Origin of the sequence: Psychrobacter piscatorii, assembly GCF_043641605.1 — a bacterium.
Classification (GTDB): Bacteria; Pseudomonadota; Gammaproteobacteria; order Pseudomonadales; family Moraxellaceae; genus Psychrobacter; species Psychrobacter piscatorii_C.
Genome location: NZ_JBHZRK010000003.1, coordinates 43,254 through 61,450, shown reverse-complemented (window position 1 = coordinate 61,450; position 18,197 = coordinate 43,254). Strand labels below are relative to the sequence as shown.

16 protein-coding genes are annotated in these 18,197 nt (G+C 44.8%); 11 read left to right on the top strand and 5 right to left on the bottom strand.

Going from position 1 to position 18,197, the window contains the following annotated elements; all coding sequences use genetic code 11:
* The first annotated feature begins 86 nt into the window (after positions 1 to 86).
* Entirely contained in the window at positions 87 to 1,589 is a 1,503-nt protein-coding gene (locus tag ACHUET_RS03980) for a PepSY-associated TM helix domain-containing protein (RefSeq protein ID WP_394210861.1), read from the top strand.
* 106 nt (positions 1,590 to 1,695) lie between these two features.
* Here ACHUET_RS03980 and ACHUET_RS03975 read toward each other — a convergent pair whose 3' ends face one another.
* Positions 1,696 to 3,462, bottom strand: a complete 1,767-nt coding sequence (locus tag ACHUET_RS03975; protein WP_394210859.1) for a multidrug ABC transporter permease/ATP-binding protein — start codon at positions 3,460 to 3,462, stop codon at positions 1,696 to 1,698.
* A 523-nt stretch (positions 3,463 to 3,985) separates the two neighbouring features.
* Between ACHUET_RS03975 and ACHUET_RS03970 the strand changes: the two genes are divergently transcribed.
* The 8 genes from ACHUET_RS03970 to ACHUET_RS03935 all read left to right on the top strand — a co-directional run bounded on the left by ACHUET_RS03970 (position 3,986) and on the right by ACHUET_RS03935 (position 10,674).
* On the top strand, positions 3,986 to 4,588 hold the full coding sequence (locus ACHUET_RS03970) for a cytochrome b/b6 domain-containing protein (RefSeq protein ID WP_394210857.1): 603 nt from the start codon (positions 3,986 to 3,988) through the stop codon (positions 4,586 to 4,588).
* A gap of 38 nt (positions 4,589 to 4,626) precedes the next feature.
* Complete coding sequence (locus tag ACHUET_RS03965) at positions 4,627 to 5,301, top strand: response regulator (protein WP_394210856.1); 675 nt, start codon at positions 4,627 to 4,629, stop codon at positions 5,299 to 5,301.
* 15 nt (positions 5,302 to 5,316) lie between these two features.
* Positions 5,317 to 6,858 (top strand): ATP-binding protein, encoded by a 1,542-nt coding sequence (locus ACHUET_RS03960; protein WP_394210854.1) that lies wholly within the window; start codon positions 5,317 to 5,319, stop codon positions 6,856 to 6,858.
* An 89-nt stretch (positions 6,859 to 6,947) separates the two neighbouring features.
* The gene (locus ACHUET_RS03955; protein ID WP_394210852.1) at positions 6,948 to 7,505 is read left to right on the top strand and encodes a PepSY domain-containing protein; all 558 of its coding nucleotides are present in this window, start codon (positions 6,948 to 6,950) and stop codon (positions 7,503 to 7,505) included.
* Positions 7,495 to 7,824 (top strand): hypothetical protein, encoded by a 330-nt coding sequence (locus ACHUET_RS03950; RefSeq protein ID WP_394210851.1) that lies wholly within the window; start codon positions 7,495 to 7,497, stop codon positions 7,822 to 7,824. The genes ACHUET_RS03955 and ACHUET_RS03950 overlap by 11 nt, the downstream gene beginning before the upstream one ends.
* A gap of 71 nt (positions 7,825 to 7,895) precedes the next feature.
* Positions 7,896 to 9,005: an FAD:protein FMN transferase gene (locus tag ACHUET_RS03945; protein WP_394210849.1), complete on the top strand. Its 1,110-nt coding sequence runs from the start codon at positions 7,896 to 7,898 to the stop codon at positions 9,003 to 9,005.
* A 63-nt stretch (positions 9,006 to 9,068) separates the two neighbouring features.
* On the top strand, positions 9,069 to 9,752 hold the full coding sequence (locus ACHUET_RS03940; RefSeq protein WP_394210847.1) for a ferric reductase-like protein: 684 nt from the start codon (positions 9,069 to 9,071) through the stop codon (positions 9,750 to 9,752).
* Positions 9,753 to 9,972: 220 nt separating this feature from the next.
* Complete coding sequence (locus ACHUET_RS03935) at positions 9,973 to 10,674, top strand: VIT1/CCC1 transporter family protein (RefSeq protein ID WP_394210846.1); 702 nt, start codon at positions 9,973 to 9,975, stop codon at positions 10,672 to 10,674.
* Between the two features lie 31 nt (positions 10,675 to 10,705).
* On the opposite strand, the gene ACHUET_RS03930 is transcribed toward ACHUET_RS03935, so the two are convergent.
* The 4 genes from ACHUET_RS03930 to ACHUET_RS03915 form a co-directional block, all read right to left on the bottom strand.
* Complete coding sequence (locus ACHUET_RS03930; protein ID WP_394210844.1) at positions 10,706 to 11,560, bottom strand: SDR family oxidoreductase; 855 nt, start codon at positions 11,558 to 11,560, stop codon at positions 10,706 to 10,708.
* A gap of 77 nt (positions 11,561 to 11,637) precedes the next feature.
* Positions 11,638 to 12,606, bottom strand: a complete 969-nt coding sequence (locus ACHUET_RS03925) for a TauD/TfdA family dioxygenase (RefSeq protein WP_394210842.1) — start codon at positions 12,604 to 12,606, stop codon at positions 11,638 to 11,640.
* A 136-nt stretch (positions 12,607 to 12,742) separates the two neighbouring features.
* Entirely contained in the window at positions 12,743 to 14,368 is a 1,626-nt protein-coding gene (locus ACHUET_RS03920) for an AMP-binding protein (protein ID WP_394210841.1), read from the bottom strand.
* 56 nt (positions 14,369 to 14,424) lie between these two features.
* A complete protein-coding gene (locus tag ACHUET_RS03915) occupies positions 14,425 to 15,276 on the bottom strand; it encodes a thermostable hemolysin (RefSeq protein WP_394210839.1) in 852 nt (283 codons plus the stop codon).
* Positions 15,277 to 15,566: 290 nt separating this feature from the next.
* Between ACHUET_RS03915 and ACHUET_RS03910 the strand changes: the two genes are divergently transcribed.
* On the top strand, positions 15,567 to 17,132 hold the full coding sequence (locus ACHUET_RS03910; RefSeq protein ID WP_394210838.1) for a phosphatase PAP2 family protein: 1,566 nt from the start codon (positions 15,567 to 15,569) through the stop codon (positions 17,130 to 17,132).
* 79 nt (positions 17,133 to 17,211) lie between these two features.
* Positions 17,212 to 17,859: a glutathione S-transferase gene (locus tag ACHUET_RS03905; RefSeq protein WP_394210836.1), complete on the top strand. Its 648-nt coding sequence runs from the start codon at positions 17,212 to 17,214 to the stop codon at positions 17,857 to 17,859.
* Positions 17,860 to 18,197 lie beyond the last annotated feature (338 nt).

The window sequence follows — 18,197 nt, the reverse complement described above, 5'->3', positions numbered from 1 at the left end:
AAGCAAATAAGTGAGTAGTGTTAAATACCGCTATTGATAGATCTATGTTGTTTATCGAGCCATCAGAGTTGCTAAAGGTCATATTTATGAACGAACCCATACGTCAATCTACCAACAACCAACGCTATTTTACGGTATGGCGTTGGCATTTTTATGCAGGGATGTTTGTCGCGCCTTTTTTAGTTATCCTAGCGTGTACCGCACTCGGTATGCTGTTTATGTCCAACACCGCAGGCCGTGATCATGACCGCTTAACTGTCGATATGCCAGAATCGACAGTTCAGGCTCCTATCGCGACGCAAGCAAAAAATGCGCTAAGCACGCTACCTGACAGTACACTGATAAAATATATTGCACCGCGTGATACGGATACGGTTGCCTTGTTTCAGATCAAGTCAGTAGATCACGATAATATGGTGGCAGTGAACCCCTATACCGCTGACATCGTTGATAGTCGTCCTGCTAATAGCAATCTGTACTATACCTTTGACAATATTCATAGTGATTTGCTATTGGGTAAATTTGGTGATTATCTGTTAGAGACTGCTGCCTCATTAACCATTTTGCTGATATTGTCTGGCTGGTATCTATGGTGGCAAAAACGCAGATCCATCAAAGCCATGCTTATCCCTAATGACACTGCGCCTAATAAGAAAAAACGCTCATTTATCCGCACGATTCATGCCACGCTCGGTAGCTGGATATCTGTGTTGCTGCTGTTTTTTTGTATATCAGGCATGGCATGGGCAGGTGTATGGGGCGAGAGAGTCGTGCAAGCTTGGAGTCAGTTTCCTGCAGGAAAATGGGGCGTGGCACCAGTGCCTGTATCTATCGATCACAGCCAGCACCATGCGGGTATGGATATGGACAATGCCAATGCCGCGCCACACGTTCATGGGTCGACGCCCGCTGTCGTACCTACGCATGGCAGTGTCTTGAACTCGGGTACAGCCAAAGAGGTGCCTTGGGTGCTCGAGCTGACACCGATGCCAGTATCTGGCACGACCATGGGGAAGAATGGTATTGCGCCTAATATACCCATTATGATTGATACCGTAGATCGATTTGCTCGTGAAATTGGGTTCAACGGGCGTTATCAATTAAATCTGCCCCAAGGCAGTACTGGCGTCTGGACGATTAGCCAAGACTCCATGAGCTATGATATGAAGAGCCCAACGGCTGATCGCACGGTACATATCGACCGCTATTCGGGCAATATCTTGGCGGATATACGCTATGATGATTACAATGCCTTTGGTAAGTTTATGGCGGCAGGTCTCGCGCTGCATATGGGTACGCTCGGCTGGTGGAGCTTACTGGCCAATGTGCTGTTTTGTCTATCGGTGATTGCCATGTGTGTGAGTGGCTATGTCATGTGGTGGCAGCGTCGTCCGCGTCATGCCAGTGAGTATCGCGGCCTCAACCCGCCAGCGCGTGGGCAGCGTTTTACCGTTTGGTGGCCGCTCGCCATTCCTTTACTGGTTGTGGCTATCATATTCCCAACCGCTATTATTGCGATTGTAATTATTGCGCTATTGGACTTTTTGGTGATTTCTCGCGTTGGGTTTTTGCAGAGATTATTAAAGTAAATAAAGGGTGCAAAAAGTTATTATTATTCAAAAAAAGCGGGACATCTTGTTAAGAGATGCCCCGCTTCTGTTACTACCTGTGGTTGACTCTGTACTAAGCGAACACTTACGCCAACATAGCAATGGCATCTTTACTGGCACGCTGTCGCTCTTCAGCATTGAGCTCAATGAGGTGGCCTTGTTTCATTAGCAGTAACCGGTCAGCGTGCTCAAAGTAACCGTCATCATGACTGATAATAAATAGCGTTTTCCCCAGCGCTTTTAGTTCAGGTATCAGGGTCTGATAAAAAACGCGGCGAAATGCAGGATCTTGGTCCGCGGCCCACTCGTCGAGTAGCAAGATGTCTTTTTGTTCAGCGACTGCGATAAGCATGGCCAAGCGTTTGCGTTGTCCTTGCGATAGCTTATCAGTAGACAGCTGGTTGTCAGCCACACTTATTTTGTCTTGTAAGTTCAATTTATGCAGCCACGCATTGACCAGTGCTTCGTCCGGCTGACGTCCTTGTCTGCCAATCAATTGCTTAAAAATATGCTGATCGCTAAAAATAGCAGAATATAGCTGTCTATAATCAGCATTATTCTGTGAATCAACGGGCTGTTTGTCGATGGTTACCGCACCTGTGGTAGGGGTGAAAATGCCTGTGACAATCTTGGCAAGTGTCGATTTGCCGCTACCATTCGCCCCGATCAGAAACACCACATCGCCTCGTTGTAGCGTTAGATTGACGTCTTTTAAAATATTACCAGAGCGATCGCTGTCTTTGGCTATTAATGTCTGAGCATCGATAACGCTGTTATTACTGACACTGCTATTACTAGCATTGTTATTCGAAACACTGTTATTGGAAACATTGTAGCGATAGTTAACATCAGTTAGCGAGATGGTTTGCCAGTGTTGACTGGTGTTGTCCGTTCTAAATAAAGGTTGGTACTCAGCCAGTGCTAGCGACTGTATTTTGTCTAAGGCGACTTGAGCCGTTTGTAGTGTTGGATAAGCACCGACGGCATGGAGCAGCGGTGACTGCATAAATAGAATCGTTAAAGAAAAAGTGGTGGCGATGCCCATCGAGATGCCGAGATAATTTGACACGGCAAATATCACCCCAATCGCGGCGAACATCATAATGTTAGACCAGTTCACGGCTGATAAATGATACGTGTCTGATTTGATGACGCGCTCTTTGTATGATTTTGCATGATCCAAAAAATCATGCGTGTATATCTGTTCGGCGCGGTGATGGTTTAACGCCAGCTCTTTGCGACCATCTATGATCGATTGATAGTCTTGATACAGTGCATCGTTGATGTCTCTGATAGCTCTTAGATGGTGATACACATGCTTGACCAAAATAGTGCTGATCCAAATCGTCATCGCAATCCAAAACATGACAATCAGTAGTAATGGTAGCGACAGCCAGCCCAGATATAACCCTACACCAACAGACAAGATAACGCCTTGTACCAACTCCGGCATCCGAACAAAGGCGACGGTAATAGACTGAATGTCTGAAGATAGACTGGCAAGTAACCGAGCACTACCCAAATGGTCTATTTGCGGGACGGTGGTATCGATGATTTGTTTGACCAGCTTGGTTCTGAGCTCATAGACAAACTTGTGCCCCAAACGGGTGAGTGCATATTGCGATACAAAGGTAGTCACGAGCAACAGCAGCACGAGCAGAGCAAACTGCCCTAAGCTCGACCACGATAAGGTATTGAACACGGGCTGACTGATAAAGGTTTGGTTGATATAAGCAATGATACCCACACTGACGGCAGCATTGACTAAGTTGAGTAAGATGACTTTTAGAAAGGGCAAACGATACTGTGCCCAAATCATATGGTGTAGAGAAACGCTCGCACGAGAGGACATAGTGACTCAATAATAGTATGGATGTTTGATAGCATAAAAGGGCATAGGTATCACTAAAGCGTGTTCCTAATTTCTAGTAGCAAGACGGATGCAGACAGACAAGATGAACTCAATGACTTTAAAAAGGTTAAATATAAGCGAGACAGTTGCATAAATATTTTAGCGCACAAATTAAATGCCTATTGTATTGATAATCATTTTCATTATCAATATTATTACGGAGTTAATGCTAAATATATTTTCAGGTTAAACTTTTAAATGTGTTATTTATATGGCCAAAAGCAGTCTTGCTTGCTCAATTTTTCTTTCTAAATGCCATTTTAACCATCTATGAATGTCAGATAGATTATTCACTACTTTAAAGTTCGATTTCTTAGTTTCCTAAGCTCCTCTTAAGGTTTGTTTGTTGTAATAGCGGTAGAGCAGACGATGTGATGCCGAGTCTACTAGCGGTATCTCGCCTAGATTCGATATTTAGCAATCATGTCGTCAAAAACAACAAACTATTAAAGGAGTGACGGTCATGACCCAGAACAGCACAATCAATCCGATGCACGAGCCTGAGATATCATTATCAAATACTCCTAAAACTCGACAAGTACGAGTTTGGGATATTTTGGTCAGAGTGACTCACTGGACAGTGGCGGCTGGTATCACTGCCAACTTGTTGTTTACCGAAGAAGGCAGTGAGCTGCATCAATATGTCGGTTATACCGTGGTAGGGTTAGTGGTTATCCGTCTACTTTGGGGATTTGTGGGTACACGTTATGCACGTTTCAGTGACTTTTTCCCCACGCCGTCTCGTATTAAACATCACTTATCTGATTTGAGTATTCGCCGTACAGATGAGCAGCATTTGGGTCATAATCCACTGGCTGCTATCATGATGTTTGCGTTATGGGGCGTGATTATAGGATTGGGCATTAGTGGTTATCTGATGGAAGCCAAAATTTTTGGTAGTAAAGATATCCTTGAAGAAATCCATGGAATACTGGCCAATAGTTTATACTTGCTAGTGCCGCTGCATATTATCTCTGCGATTGCCATGAGCTATTGGGAGCGGCAAAATCTGATCAAGTCGATGATAACGGGTAATAAAACGGTGACGACGCGTCGCCCACAATAAAAATAAGATAGTAGAATACATAATGTAATAGGACAGTCATGGCACGCATACTATTAATAGAAGACGATAACAATATCGCTGAAGGCCTCGTTGTTGGCCTAAAAAGCCATGGCATGATGGTCGATTGGTTTAGTGATGCCAAGCAAGGTGAGATGGCACTGCAAGAGGATATGTTTGATGCGGTGCTCCTTGATCTCACCTTGCCAAGAGGTGATGGAATGACGGTGCTACAAAACTGGCGAGCCCAACACCTAGACACGCCGGTATTGATCATTACCGCCCGTGATGCGATTGCCAACCGTGTGGCTGGACTCAATGCGGGCGCCGATGATTATCTGGTCAAGCCATTTGCACTAGACGAAGTGGTTGCCCGTCTGCAAGCATTGATACGGCGCAGTCAGGGACGTAGCCAGCCTGAGATTCGTTATGGCGACGTCGCTTATTGGCCGCACAATCACCAAGTTACTTATCAAGGGCAAGTCGTTGAGCTTACCATCAAAGAAGTGGCGATACTCGAGCAAATGCTGACCCATCCCAAACAGATTCACAGCCGCGCAAGCTTGGAGGACAAACTCTATGGCTGGCAACAGGATATTGAGAGCAATGCCATTGAAGTACATATCCATCATTTACGCAAAAAGTTGGGCAATGACTTTATTTTAACCAAACGCGGCATCGGCTACTATCTCAATCCAGCACATAACCATATATGAGCAACACGTGAGCTTATGAAAAGTATCCAGCAGCGACTGTTTATCTCCTTACTTATCGGCTTGCCTTTATTATGGCTTGTCACGTCGAGCTTTATTGCTTGGCGGTTGTGGCACGAAATCAATGAGATGAATGACACACAAATCACGCAAGTGGTTCGTTACTTGATGGGCATCTCTGCTGATGACAGTGATCCAAAAGAGGTGGATTCAAAAGACGGGAGTCCAAAAACTGTAGATTCAGAGAATAGTGATCAAGAAGACGATGACGACAATCATCATAATCAGAAGAGCGAACATGCTGCCAAAATATACAATTTAAAAAGCAAGGAGCTGTCAGGTGATCTTGGTGATGCGGAAGATGACTATATGGGCTTTGCGATTTGGGATAAAGAGGGGCGGCTATTAATGGCTGATGAAAACGGACAGTCGTTTTCTTTCCTACCAGATCAGCGTGGTTTTGTAGAAGAGGACAACTCTGCTTATCAGCGTCTTAACCCCTTTAGCAAACGTTGGCGGTTATTTTATGCGCACGACGACTATCATAGCGATGATATGCATGAAGGGCGTGTGATTGCCATTGGTCAAAATCTTGATTCTCGCCGAGAAATGATTGTGGAAGCGATGTCTGTACAAGTACTGCCGATGTTAATTGGGCTGCTTTCCTTAATGATTTTGACTATCGGATTGATAAGACACGGACTGATGCCATTAAGTCAAATTAGCTCTGAGGTAGAACAGCGCAAGCCACAAGACGATCGTCCGATCACAGCAGACGTCCCACAAGAGGTTCAGCCTTTGGTGACCGCGTTAAACGTATTGTTTGTCAAAGTGGCAGATACGTTGGCACGGGAGCAGCGCTTTACCGCCGATGCTTCGCATGAGCTGCGTAGTCCGCTGGCTGCGCTCAAACTACAAGCCGATCTTTTGCAGCAGCAGCTATTACAACTGTCTGATATAGACAACGACAGCCAATTGTTTTATCACACCCAAAAAATCAGCGATGGCATTGAGCGTGCGACCCATTTGGTCGATCAATTATTGGTTTTAGCTAAAATAGAGCCGCAACAGCAACTGCCTCCTGAGCAATTAGAACGTCCAGACTGGCTGACACTGACGGATATGGTGCTCAGCGATGTCAATCGCTTGGCGCGTGAAAAGCACATTCAATTAAAACGTACCGTACACTGCGATAATCCTGCCGATATTTTACCCATTCTTATCAATCCAGTCTTGTTTAAGCTTCTTCTCCGCAACCTTTTAGACAATGCCATTCGCTATTGCCCAGAGGGCTGCCAGATCGAACTGCAATTGGATACTGATAGTATCAAAGTGGTGGACAATGGCTTGGGCGCAGACCCAGAGCAGCTAGCGCGCCTGAGCGAACGCTTCTATCGTCCAGCCGGTCAAACGCAAGTAGGTAGCGGGTTAGGGCTGTCAATCGCCAATCGAATCGCTGATCTACATAATCTTACCTTATCATTTGCCAACCGCCCTCAACCAGAAACAGGCTTTGTGGTAACAGTTAAAAGTAAAAACGCACTCCCAAAACCGTTATAAAAAAATAAAACATACTGTCTTAAGCTTGAGTTAATATTCATCGCGTATGCTCCTAGTATTCCCTAATAACGGTATACGGAGTACAACCTATGAGCCTACCTCTTTTAAGACCAGTATTATTAACTGTCGGTGCGACTTCCTTAGTATTCTTTGGTGGTGTTATTGCCTTAGCGGTGCAGTCTCCCGAATCGGCTGTCACCTCATTATCACCTGATCTTATCGCTCAAAATACGGACATCGCACCTAACGACTTATCCTCATCAATGCAGCAATTACCTCTTGCTGCACTGACTCCTGCGCAAGCGACAGCACTAGCAAAACAAGACGCGCCCAATGCGATATTGCAAGCCAATCCAGAGCTGATCAACTATAACGGCACAGTCGCTTATGAAGTGCTATTGGATAATAGCGCCACTTATATTGATGCCAACTTAGGCACGGTTCTAAATCCGGTAGCGACCAATAACTATCGTGTGGAGACTGTCTATAAAGACTACGACGATGACGACCAAGATGAGCATCATGATGACGATAGGGACGAAGGTGAAAAAGCTGGAAAATACCGTGACGAGGATTACAAAAAGAATGGTCATCTAATCGCAACGAGCTACAAGCACCATGAAGAGGAAGGTGATTATGATGACTAAGACACAATCAACCACACAATCAACGCAAAAGAAACCTGCCAATAAGACGAGTAAAAAAGCGGATCCGTTTGTTTTTTTGAAAAGCAGTATCATGATTGCCTCGATTGCTGGCACGATGGGCGGATGGTTATTTTTGCTTAATGAAGAGACAGACAGTCCATCTGTGAGCACCACCACTTTGAATACGGCTGTTCCTGCGAATGATGAGTTGGTGGTTGCCTCAATACCCATTGTTGACATTACTCAACTGAGAAAGGTCAATGAAGCTGCGCCTGTAGAGGCAATCACAGTCGTCGCCCGTACTCGTTCTTCTCGATAAGTAAGCAAGTCGATGAATAGAAATGAGCCACAGTTGAGCTTATATCCTATTGCAAAAAATGGAGTCTGCTGATGAATAAGAATACGAAAAAATTGGCGACTCTAAAACTGACAGCAATAGGTTGCCACATTCAAATAACGTTAAACATTGCTAAGTGGGGCACGCCGTACTCGCAAGCAGTAATAGACCAGAAAATTGAGTTGCTAACAATAGAGGCTCAGCAGCATTTAGCACGCTGGGAACATATATTTAGTCGTTTCGATGAGACCAGTGAGCTCATGAGACTCAACAATCATATCGACCAATGGACAGAGGTTAGTGCAGAATTATTTGAGGTCTTAGGTCGCGCCATATATTTTGTTGCAGAAACCCAAGGCTTAATAACACCGACCTTACTCAAACCGCTTTGGGCTGCTGGCTATAGGCAGTCATTTGAAACTTTGCCAAAGATGGCTACTCCATCCATACCCGTTATGACCTCAAGTGCTGCTGTCAATGCGACCCCTTGCTTACAAGATACGCCCAGTACCAACAATCCTAATCAGCAAGTAAATGATATTCAGCGTCGCCGATTGGCAGATGGTCAGTATCAGGTTTACCTGCCCGCTGGCATGGCACTTGATTTGAATGGTTATGTTAAAGGCTGGTGTGCCATGCAATTGGCCGAGTACATTAGCCGAAGTCATGACTGGCAACTGTCTTGTTTGGTAGATATGGGCGGTGATATGGCAGTCGGTGTCCCAATAAACCAAGCCCTAGATAATGCAATAGACAACCCAATGATTTGGGGCGTGGCGATTGCTAAACCTTATGGTGTTGATGGCGAGCACATGCAAGATGACCAAGATGTCGCGATACTTAGTTTAAAATCTGGTGCTGTCGCCACTTCTGGGCAAGATTATCGGCGCTGGTGGCATGAAGGACGCTGGCAACATCATTTAATTCACCCTCATTATTCTCGTCCAGTAATCAGTGATGTCCTGACGGCAACCGTCGTGGCTGCAGATACTGTAACAGCGGAGGTATATGCAAAATATTGCGTGCTGCTCGGCGTTACAGAAGCAATGGTATGGCTGAACAAGCATCACATTGCGGCGCTCTTAATTGATACGAATAACCAAGTGTTATTGTCCACTGCTATCGAGCCAAACTTGATCAAGCCAAGCTTGGCTGTCATCTAACAACCCTCACTCGATAAGTTAGGTCCCAACATATTAAGTAAATGCATTCACAGGAGTATCGTCATGCATACAGACAATCTTACTCACAGTCAGACTACTTCTAATACGCCGCTGCTTGTTCAGATTATGTGGATTGGATTGAGTTTTATGATAGCCATTGGTGTCGGTAGCTACGCGCTATTGATGTGGGGAGAGACGGTGTCACAATTGCTGACCGCCACAGATAAGCATTTTTGGTATTTATCACGGGCAGGTGGTGTGATTGCTTATGCTTTATTTTGGCTGGCAGTGGTTTTTGGTTTATTGCTGAGTACACGCTTAGGAAAGTATGTTAATGCAGCTAGGGTATTTGCTCTGCATCAGTATTTAAGCCTGATTGCGGTAGGCTTTGCCGCCTTTCATGCGGGTATTTTATTGGCGGATAACTATCTAAATCTGCAAATATGGCAGATCTTAGCCCCTTTCGGTTTTCAGACTGATCGAGTGGGTGTGGCGTTGGGACAACTGGGGTTTTGGCTGTTATTTATCTGCGCATTCAGCTTTTATATTAAGCAATATATTGGTCAATCAGCATGGCGATGGCTACATTTTTTGACCTTTATGGCTTATATGCTCATTAGTATCCATGTGTTTATGGTGGGGTCAGACAGTCGAGCACTGCCGTTGATGTTGTTTTATGCAGGTAGTCAGACATTGGTTTTTTTATTGATTAGCTATAGATTGGTGGTGTTAAGACAAGTTAAGTGACTATTTAACAAGTGACTATTTAACAAGTGACTATTTAACAAATGAGCATCTAAAAAATGACTGTTTCAGTAGCTATCAAAGTATATGTCATAGTGTCCATTCGAGTAACCATCCGAATGAATCAATATTGGGCGATATAACGTTAAGCGGTACAAACTGCAGTGACATTATCAGCTACACTAGGACATACCCATTCGCGTCTCTACCTTTTGAGGATTTTATGCATCACTATTCTATTCATGACGAAGCACATTTGAGCAATCGCAATCATTGGCTAAGAGCTGCTGTACTGGGGGCGAACGATGGGTTGATTTCGACCGCCAGTCTATTGGTTGGGGTAGCCGCTGCCAGTACAAGCAGTCAGACATTGCTGCTGACAGGTATGGCTGCGTTGACCGCAGGTGCATTGTCAATGGCGGCTGGCGAGTATATCTCGGTCTCATCACAGGCGGATACCGAAAAGGCGGATCTCGATAAAGAGCGACATGAGCTGAGGCATAATGCTGAGCGTGAGTTGCTAGAGCTTACCAAAATTTATGAGGCGCGGGGACTTGAGCATGATTTGGCACATCAAGTGGCCGTGAGCTTGACTGAGCACAATGCGTTAGAAGCCCATGCCCGTGATGAGATTGGCCTCACAGATCTTAGTGAAGCGAAGCCCATCCATGCCTCAGTGGCTTCGGGATTATCCTTTGTGGCAGGGGCGATACTACCGATTATTGGGATAGTGCTATTACCAGCAGCCACACTGGTCTGGTCGCTCGCGGCTTTGACAATAGTAGGCTTGATGCTACTTGGTATTGTCTCGGCTAGGCTGGGCGGTGCGCCTGTGATTCCTGCGACTACGAGAGTGGTGGTTTGGGGCGTGCTCGCTATGGCAGCAACCTCGTTGATTGGTCGCTTATTTGGTGTGGCAATTTAAATGCAAACTTACTCCGTGACTATCTAACGGACTACTGTGATTTTCTAGCATGTTGTTTAATGGTGGGTAGGTCTTTGACAATGGCGTTGCCAACGATGTTGGGAAACAAACGATTGAGCCACGCAAAGAAACGCTCGGGAAACCCTAAATGCTGCTGCGCTTGATCGGTGGATATAAAGTGAATCAGTGCCTTTGCGACCGTCTCAGGCGAGTCCATTTTTACCTTTAGTGCCTCATTCATGGCGACTACGGCATTATTATTCATGGTTGTTTTGGTGGCTCTGGGCGCAAAATAGCGAAACTTCACTGAGGTGTCGGCATACTCTCGGCCTAACGCTTCACTTGCGCCGCGTAAGGCAAACTTGCTCGCGCTATAAGCACTAAAACCTGGATAGCCAATACTACCAAAGGTTGAGCCAATACTGATGATTTGGCTCGGGCTATGCTGCGTGATCAAGATAGGTAGCAGTCTTTTTATGAGCTGTAGTGGATACGCCACATTGACCAACATCATCTGTTCGATCGCGTCATCATTTTGCTCTGTGAGCAGAGCAAAGTCATTGATACCAGCGTTGAGTATGACCGTATCAATGACGTTTCCATGACCTTGTGTCATCTCACCTAGTCCCTCTACCAGTAGCGTTTGCGATGTCTGCGAGCTTAAATCACACGTATGAGACAGAAGCGGGACATCAGGATAGTCTTTAGTCAACTCATCCACCAAATGTGTCAACGTCTGGTTGTTACGCCCGACTAAGATTACCGGTCGATTATTGGCACATAATTGCCTTGCGATCTCCTGCCCGATACCACCCGTGGCACCGATTAGCATGGTGTATTGCAGGGTAGGCTGTGTTAGGTCTGATTGACCATTAGGTGGTGTCATGATATCGCATCCTTATTAAACAGTTATTATTAAAGCACGGATTATTGAAAGGCGGATTTTAGTGATATGCGCTGTTGCTAATCGTTTGAGTGATTCATGCCATGTCTGATGCCAAGCCCCATGGCAATATACAGCTTACGCTCTGTCAAAGGTACGTCAATCTGACGACGACCATGCATGATGCGTTTGTTATCTAGTATCACTACATCGCCATTTTGCCACGCAATGTCTTGAGTGTATTTTTCACAAATCTGAGTCAGCTCATCTAGGAGCGTATCATCGACGGGTTGACCATTGGCTAGGGTGAACTCAGGTTTTTCATAATTAAATGAGGGCCCAAGTAAGGTATTTGCAAAGGCCAGTTGACCGCTCAAGTTGTCCTCTCGGATGGCAGGTATCTGTAATACGTACCGAACGCCGCCATCTGTCTGAGGCTCTACATGATGCGTTAACGTCTTGCTCGTCGTCGCCGTGATAAAGGTCTCTAAATCATTCAAGCTTATTTGATCGGCGTCTGCTCTGCCGGTCGCCGTCGCCACGTAATTTTGCCATATTGCCTGAGGCAAATGGCGACTGATCCGCATCGGCTGACTAAAGGTAGCCTTTAGCTCAGGTGATAGCGCTTGATACACCGCATGTCCATCACATATCGTTGTTTGTGAGCCTTTTTTGGCGCTCAATTCACTAAAAAAAGCAATGATGTCAGGCGGCATCGGCGTATTGCCATTTTCGATATGTAGTCCAATAGCATGCGTGCCTGCATCCACTTTTTGCGCTTCAGAAGTAATATTTTGGCGGGCAGGGTCGTATGTCAACGTCTGACACAGCTGAGTCATTAATTGGCTAAATGTCTCTACATCGTAGTGATAACCTCGAAGTAACGTCCAACCATGGATTTTTAAGTCCGTTAAAATATCAGCGGTTTTAGGCAGGGATACGTTAGTAGACGCTTGAGAGGTTAGTGCTTCAGTAATGTCATACTCGACACTGTTATCTTTTATCAAGTCGTTTTCTATCAAATCATTAGGCATCAGAGTGGTTTGCATAATATAGTCCTATAACGATAAGTGGTAAAAATTCATACGGGCTAACGGCTACCTTTGGTCTATCTGGCTTTGCTCTATCTACATTTTATTAATAGCTTAATAACAGCGTCCGTTGCACTGCTGGCAAAAGTGTCAGCTATAAGCCGAGTGCCGATTGATAAGCGGTAAAAATGTGTGCTCGTCGCAGTTTGCCGTTATTGGTTAGTAATCCATTTTCCATGCTAAAAGGCTGCTCGGCGAGGTGCCACTGTTTGATACGAGCATAGTCAGGCAAGGTTTGGTTGACGACATTTATCGCCTGCGCAATCGCAGATTGTGGGTCACTGCTCGTTGCGGTCATGTTGGGGTTGGCAACTATCACGGCAGACAAATGAGGCTCACCATCTCCGAGTACCGCGACCTGATAGATAATGGGCTGCGTTGAGAGCTGCGCTTCTACCCATTCAGGCGAGATATTGCGTCCAAAACTACTGATGAGCACGTTTTTGCGTCGACCCGTGATGTATAAATAGCCATCGTCATCTAAATGACCGATATCCCCTGTGGCAATGATGCCATCATCATCCTTGCTATCTTCATGGTTTAAGTAGCCTTGCATCGCATTGCCTTTTACCATCACCTCGCCACTGTCTGCGATGCTGACTGATGCATGAGGCATCGGTTTACCGACACTGCCTGTACGATTGGCTTTTGGCGTATTTAGGCTGACCACTGAGCCACATTCAGACAAACCATAGCCTTCATAGACAGGCAAGCTTAGGGCACTGGCGTCCTTTAGTAATTGAGGCGAGACTTTGCCGCCACCGACTGCCATAAACTTTAACGATGGCACAGCAACATTGGTGTTGGATTTGGTTGTTGTATTGGCTGCCATGTGCTCACAAATGGCTTTTAGCATTTGCGGTAATAAAATAACGCTGGCGATATGGTATATTTGCACCGTTGTCATCAGGCGCTCGGCATCAAAAGCTTGATTGGATAACAAACCAAATTGATCAATGTGCCCTGTCACTAAGGTGCGCCCCATATATAGGCTCACGTAGACACCTGCCACGTTTTCTAATAAAGTGGCAAAAGGCAAAACGCTCAAATGACCAAAGTTGGTTGTGGCATCGCTCACTTTTGGCGCGTGAGTAGCGTCATCTGTCAAGGTATCAGTAAGCGCACCCGATAACGACTCGACAATACGCATCAATGTCTCTTGACCCAAACACACGCCTTTGGGCATGCCCGTACTGCCTGAGGTGTAAGTCACTTTACAAAAGTCACTGGCAGTAGAGGAATTTTGAGCGGTAAGGGTATGGTCAATGACAGTGTCAGCAAGTTGATAAAAACTGCCTGTGATATGAGTCGCCTGCTCAGATGTGATCGCTATTGTCTCTGGTGTATCAGCAATTATCCAGTTAGCCGTATCGTCTACGACCGGCAGTGTCAAACCCGCACCAACATATACCATCTCTATCTGCGCATCTTGTAGTAAGTGCGCAATTTGCGCGGCACTAAAGAATAAAGGGATTGGCACAACGACCGCGCCAACGGTGCTCAATGCCAAATCGAGTATGATCCAATCTATATCATTATGCGCATATAAGGCGACACGCTTGCCTTGCCATGTTTCTAATGTTTGATGAAGCGCTGACAATGTACGTTGCAGCTGGCCATAAGTCAGACTGATCGTGTTATGGTTATCTATCGTTTGTATCGCTACCTGCTTGGGAGTTTGGCGGGCATGCTCACATATCGCGGTATAAATGGGTGTCATGTTATTCTCACTGTCTTGTGGTGGTGCAGTGTTATTGGTAGGCTAATGCATACGTATTAAACGGCTATCTTATTTAGTGTCAAACGCGTGGTAGCATTCATCTCTAACGTTTCGGTATAGCGATAATGCGTGGCGCATACCCGCTTAGCATCTGCCACATTGATGGCGACCACCAAGGGATTGTGCTGATAGTAATGGCCCCATGATGATACTTGCTCAGGGTCTTCTAGCGCTTCTGCAGTTGCCTTGGCAATGACATGGCTGCGAATGCCCATATGTGCCAATATGTGCCGCACAGCATCGGTGCCAGTACACACGACCCAGTCTGCTTTGGTTTGGTATTCATGAGTCGTAGGATTCAGAGTAGGGGTGGATAAATAAAATACCAAAAATGCTATCATAAGCCGTGCGCTACCAGCACAGCCTGAAGCCAAGTTGCCAATCTCAAAAATACGCTGACGACTGACAAGCTCGCCTGCTACTCTGCTGATTTCGTTTTGTATTGGCGTGTTCAGATACTGCTCTAAAAATATTTTATCTTCACAGATAGGCTTTAGACCGATAGCAACGCTCGTCCCTTTAAATGCAGGTAACGCATTATCATCAGTAGATAACCAATCGCCATAGGATGGCATATCGGTAAAACCTGAAAACAAAATAGGCATAAAGTAGCTCAATCGTGCGTGATGGATGTACTCGTATATGCGTTTGATAAATGCTTGGGCATCTTGATTTTGAGCATATGAAGTAGGCGATGTCGCTATTGGCATTTGCGTGCTGGCACGAATATAAAGGGATGAGGGTATGCCTTGCACTTCCAATATTGACATTGGCTTAACCGCTTCAATATAAAAGGTCGTATTTAGGACATTTTGTAAGGTATGAGTGCTATCAATAGATAATGACATCAGCTGTCTCCAAATGGTTAAAAGCTTTTAGCACGAGTAACATCATGAAAGCATCATAAAGGAGCAACCTTAACTGAACCTTAAGATAGTATTATCCCTAACAATTGGTATAGTTAGAAAAAGGCATTTAGCCCAGTATTTAACCTCTAAAATTAATATGCAGTAATCACGGACATGATTAGTCCTAAAGCCAATCGCCTCTATTAATTTGTGGTATAAGATGAGTCGGTAATTTGAGAGAGGTTAGACGTATAAAGTGATATTTATCCAATAGTTAAACGAGGTACTAGGTGCTACTAAATCCATCAACACGTTTCAGACATCTAGGTCTTGCGTTAGCGATATTTTATCTACTCTACAACTTGACGACTGTTTATAGTGTCTCCCTGTATAAACTTTATCCATCGAAAGTTCATAACCTAGCCACGCCGTTCGATAGCACCATTCCTTTCATTCCCGCTATAATTGTTCCTTACAGCTGGTCGTTGGTTTTATTTGTGGTGAGCTTTTTTTTAGTACGTACGTCTATACAGTTATCTTTGTTGACCTATCGCCTAATTTTGGCGACCATTTTTGCCTGTTTGATTTTCTATCTCTATCCCGCTCGTTTTTCATTCCATCGGCTGATACCTGTTGATTGGACGCAATTCGGCTACCAGTTTTTGCAGTTGGTGGACAAGCCATTTAATCAGCTACCCTCGTTGCATGTCAGTTATGCCATCTTGCTTGGCGTGTCGTTGTGGGATGTTACAGAGTCCAAAAAACGATGGGTTTCAATGCTTGATCGATTATTACTGGTGGGTATATGTACATCGATTGCTCTTTCAACGGTGTTGACGTATCAGCATCATTTGTTAGATATGTTCGGCGGGGTAGTGTTGGCAGTGTTGGTGCTTGCACTCTCAAGTCGAATCCGAAATGCATTGGTAATCAAGCATCTGACACTGGGTGTGATAGGGTTTTTGTTGATAGCGATAGCAGGATTTTATCTTGCTAATATGAGTATGATAGCGGCTGAAATGATAGAAACATTCGCTATTATCATCGCTCTATACTGGTTGATCAGTTTTGTGATGTTAGCTTGTGCCTATCAGCAGGCCGGACCAATGCAAGATACACGCTGGTTTCAAAAGTCCAGTAGCGGACGACTTACCGTATATACTTGGATGAAGTTTGCTCCCATCATTATTATTTACAACGCTATGTCACTTTTGGGACAGTGGTATTTTGAAGTTTTTTCGAAAGGTCAGAAGTATCCACTCACACCATATGCTATTAGTGACGGTGTCACCGTTGTGGCCTCACCTCGATTGATGCAGACAGGTATCAATACCCATTTAACGAATTGGTTACGCTCGCCAGAAAAAAGTAAGCCTTTAGTTTGCTATCAGATTATCGTTGTTGATTTGGCTGCTGAAATATCGAGCCATGTTGATAAACTTGAAATGACCATTAAAGACACCGCGTCTGCGCCTGTTCATTATTTGTATTTGCCTTTATTGGATTTGCAGCCATTAAACGACGTACTGTTCAAGGATTACATTGACTTATTTGAGCGAATTGACGCTTTGATACGATCAGCTGAGACACAGGCGTTCGTCACCAATAATAAAGATAAAGTAGAGGATAGCCTAATCACGCTTATCAATTTCCATTGCGTGATGGGATTGTCACGTAGCATCGGCGTGCAGGTTTTATATTTGCTATATTGTGGTACGCTAACTGTCTATAACTATCAATCGTGGCTTGAGCAGCATTATCCGCACGCACATCTCAAAGGTGCCTATCTGCCGCAGTTGTTGGTAGAAGCTATGGCCAATTATAAATCGATAGAGTATCCGAAAATTCCTTTATGAACATCGTTACTAAGGGGTTTGAGCCCACTGGCTTTTGTTGACCTACCATTTAATTCCTATTCAATTGTGGAAAATAATTATGACTTCACCGCTTCATCGCTTGTATTCTTTTCGTCGCTGTCCCTATGCCATGCGCGCCCGTCTCGGTCTTTTATTTGCCGAGCAGTCTGTAGCGCTGCGGGAGGTTACGCTGAAGAATAAACCAGAACAAATGCTAGCGATTAGCCCAAAAGGGACGGTGCCAGTTTTACAGTTGGTGGATGGTCCCGTCATTGAAGAAAGTGTTGAGATAATGATGTGGGCGCTTGAGCAAAACGATCCTCAAGGACTGCTAGATGAAAAGGTTTTATCTGAGGCTAATGCACTGATAGCACAAAACGACAATGAGTTTAAGCAGTGGCTCGATCGCTACAAATATGCCGATCGTCACCCTGAGATGACTCAAATAGAATATCGGCAACAGGGTGAAGTTTTTTTGCAGGATTTAGAAGCGTTATTGACTGAGAATACGTATCTACTAGGCAATCGCATGACTATCGCTGATATCGGTATCATGCCTTTTGTTCGTCAGTTTGCGCATGTCGATCGTGAGGTTTTTTATGGTTTGCCTTATCCTAAATTGCAGCAGTGGCTACAATATTGGTTGGAACATCCGTTATTCGTACAAGCCATGACTAAGTTTCAGCCATGGCAGGAAGGCGGTGAGGTAGTGGTGTTTCCTGCTTAATATAGCGGGTTCTATATAAGCTGTATACGGTATCGGTCTTGCTTGGTCTATCTTGATTTCACAACGACCACTTTTTGTGCTGGATGTTTGTCTTTAACAACGATTACTTTTTTGGCTTTGGCTAACGTCACTCTATTGAATAAGTAGATAATAGCGAGTTATAGCGTTACGTACTTTTATGAAAATTAAAGAAAGGTGACTTTTTCTAGCAGATACTGAACCATTAATACAATCTTAGGAGCTTTTTGCTGAGGGTCGGCAGGCTGGTAACACTCTGGAGACGTTAATTACTGAAGACTAACCCATATTTCCTTACTGGTTAATTGTGAAATAAATAG

What these genes read in the sequence shown, in the direction of transcription:
- ACHUET_RS03980 (WP_394210861.1), top strand. Translation starts at nt 87, where the DNA reads ATGAACGAACCCATACGTCAATCTACCAACAACCAACGCTATTTTACG.
- ACHUET_RS03975 (WP_394210859.1), bottom strand. Translation starts at nt 3,462, where the DNA reads ATGTCCTCTCGTGCGAGCGTTTCTCTACACCATATGATTTGGGCACAG.
- ACHUET_RS03970 (WP_394210857.1), top strand. Translation starts at nt 3,986, where the DNA reads ATGACCCAGAACAGCACAATCAATCCGATGCACGAGCCTGAGATATCA.
- ACHUET_RS03965 (WP_394210856.1), top strand. Translation starts at nt 4,627, where the DNA reads ATGGCACGCATACTATTAATAGAAGACGATAACAATATCGCTGAAGGC.
- ACHUET_RS03960 (WP_394210854.1), top strand. Translation starts at nt 5,317, where the DNA reads ATGAAAAGTATCCAGCAGCGACTGTTTATCTCCTTACTTATCGGCTTG.
- ACHUET_RS03955 (WP_394210852.1), top strand. Translation starts at nt 6,948, where the DNA reads ATGAGCCTACCTCTTTTAAGACCAGTATTATTAACTGTCGGTGCGACT.
- ACHUET_RS03950 (WP_394210851.1), top strand. Translation starts at nt 7,495, where the DNA reads ATGATGACTAAGACACAATCAACCACACAATCAACGCAAAAGAAACCT.
- ACHUET_RS03945 (WP_394210849.1), top strand. Translation starts at nt 7,896, where the DNA reads ATGAATAAGAATACGAAAAAATTGGCGACTCTAAAACTGACAGCAATA.
- ACHUET_RS03940 (WP_394210847.1), top strand. Translation starts at nt 9,069, where the DNA reads ATGCATACAGACAATCTTACTCACAGTCAGACTACTTCTAATACGCCG.
- ACHUET_RS03935 (WP_394210846.1), top strand. Translation starts at nt 9,973, where the DNA reads ATGCATCACTATTCTATTCATGACGAAGCACATTTGAGCAATCGCAAT.
- ACHUET_RS03930 (WP_394210844.1), bottom strand. Translation starts at nt 11,560, where the DNA reads ATGACACCACCTAATGGTCAATCAGACCTAACACAGCCTACCCTGCAA.
- ACHUET_RS03925 (WP_394210842.1), bottom strand. Translation starts at nt 12,606, where the DNA reads ATGCAAACCACTCTGATGCCTAATGATTTGATAGAAAACGACTTGATA.
- ACHUET_RS03920 (WP_394210841.1), bottom strand. Translation starts at nt 14,368, where the DNA reads ATGACACCCATTTATACCGCGATATGTGAGCATGCCCGCCAAACTCCC.
- ACHUET_RS03915 (WP_394210839.1), bottom strand. Translation starts at nt 15,276, where the DNA reads ATGTCATTATCTATTGATAGCACTCATACCTTACAAAATGTCCTAAAT.
- ACHUET_RS03905 (WP_394210836.1), top strand. Translation starts at nt 17,212, where the DNA reads ATGACTTCACCGCTTCATCGCTTGTATTCTTTTCGTCGCTGTCCCTAT.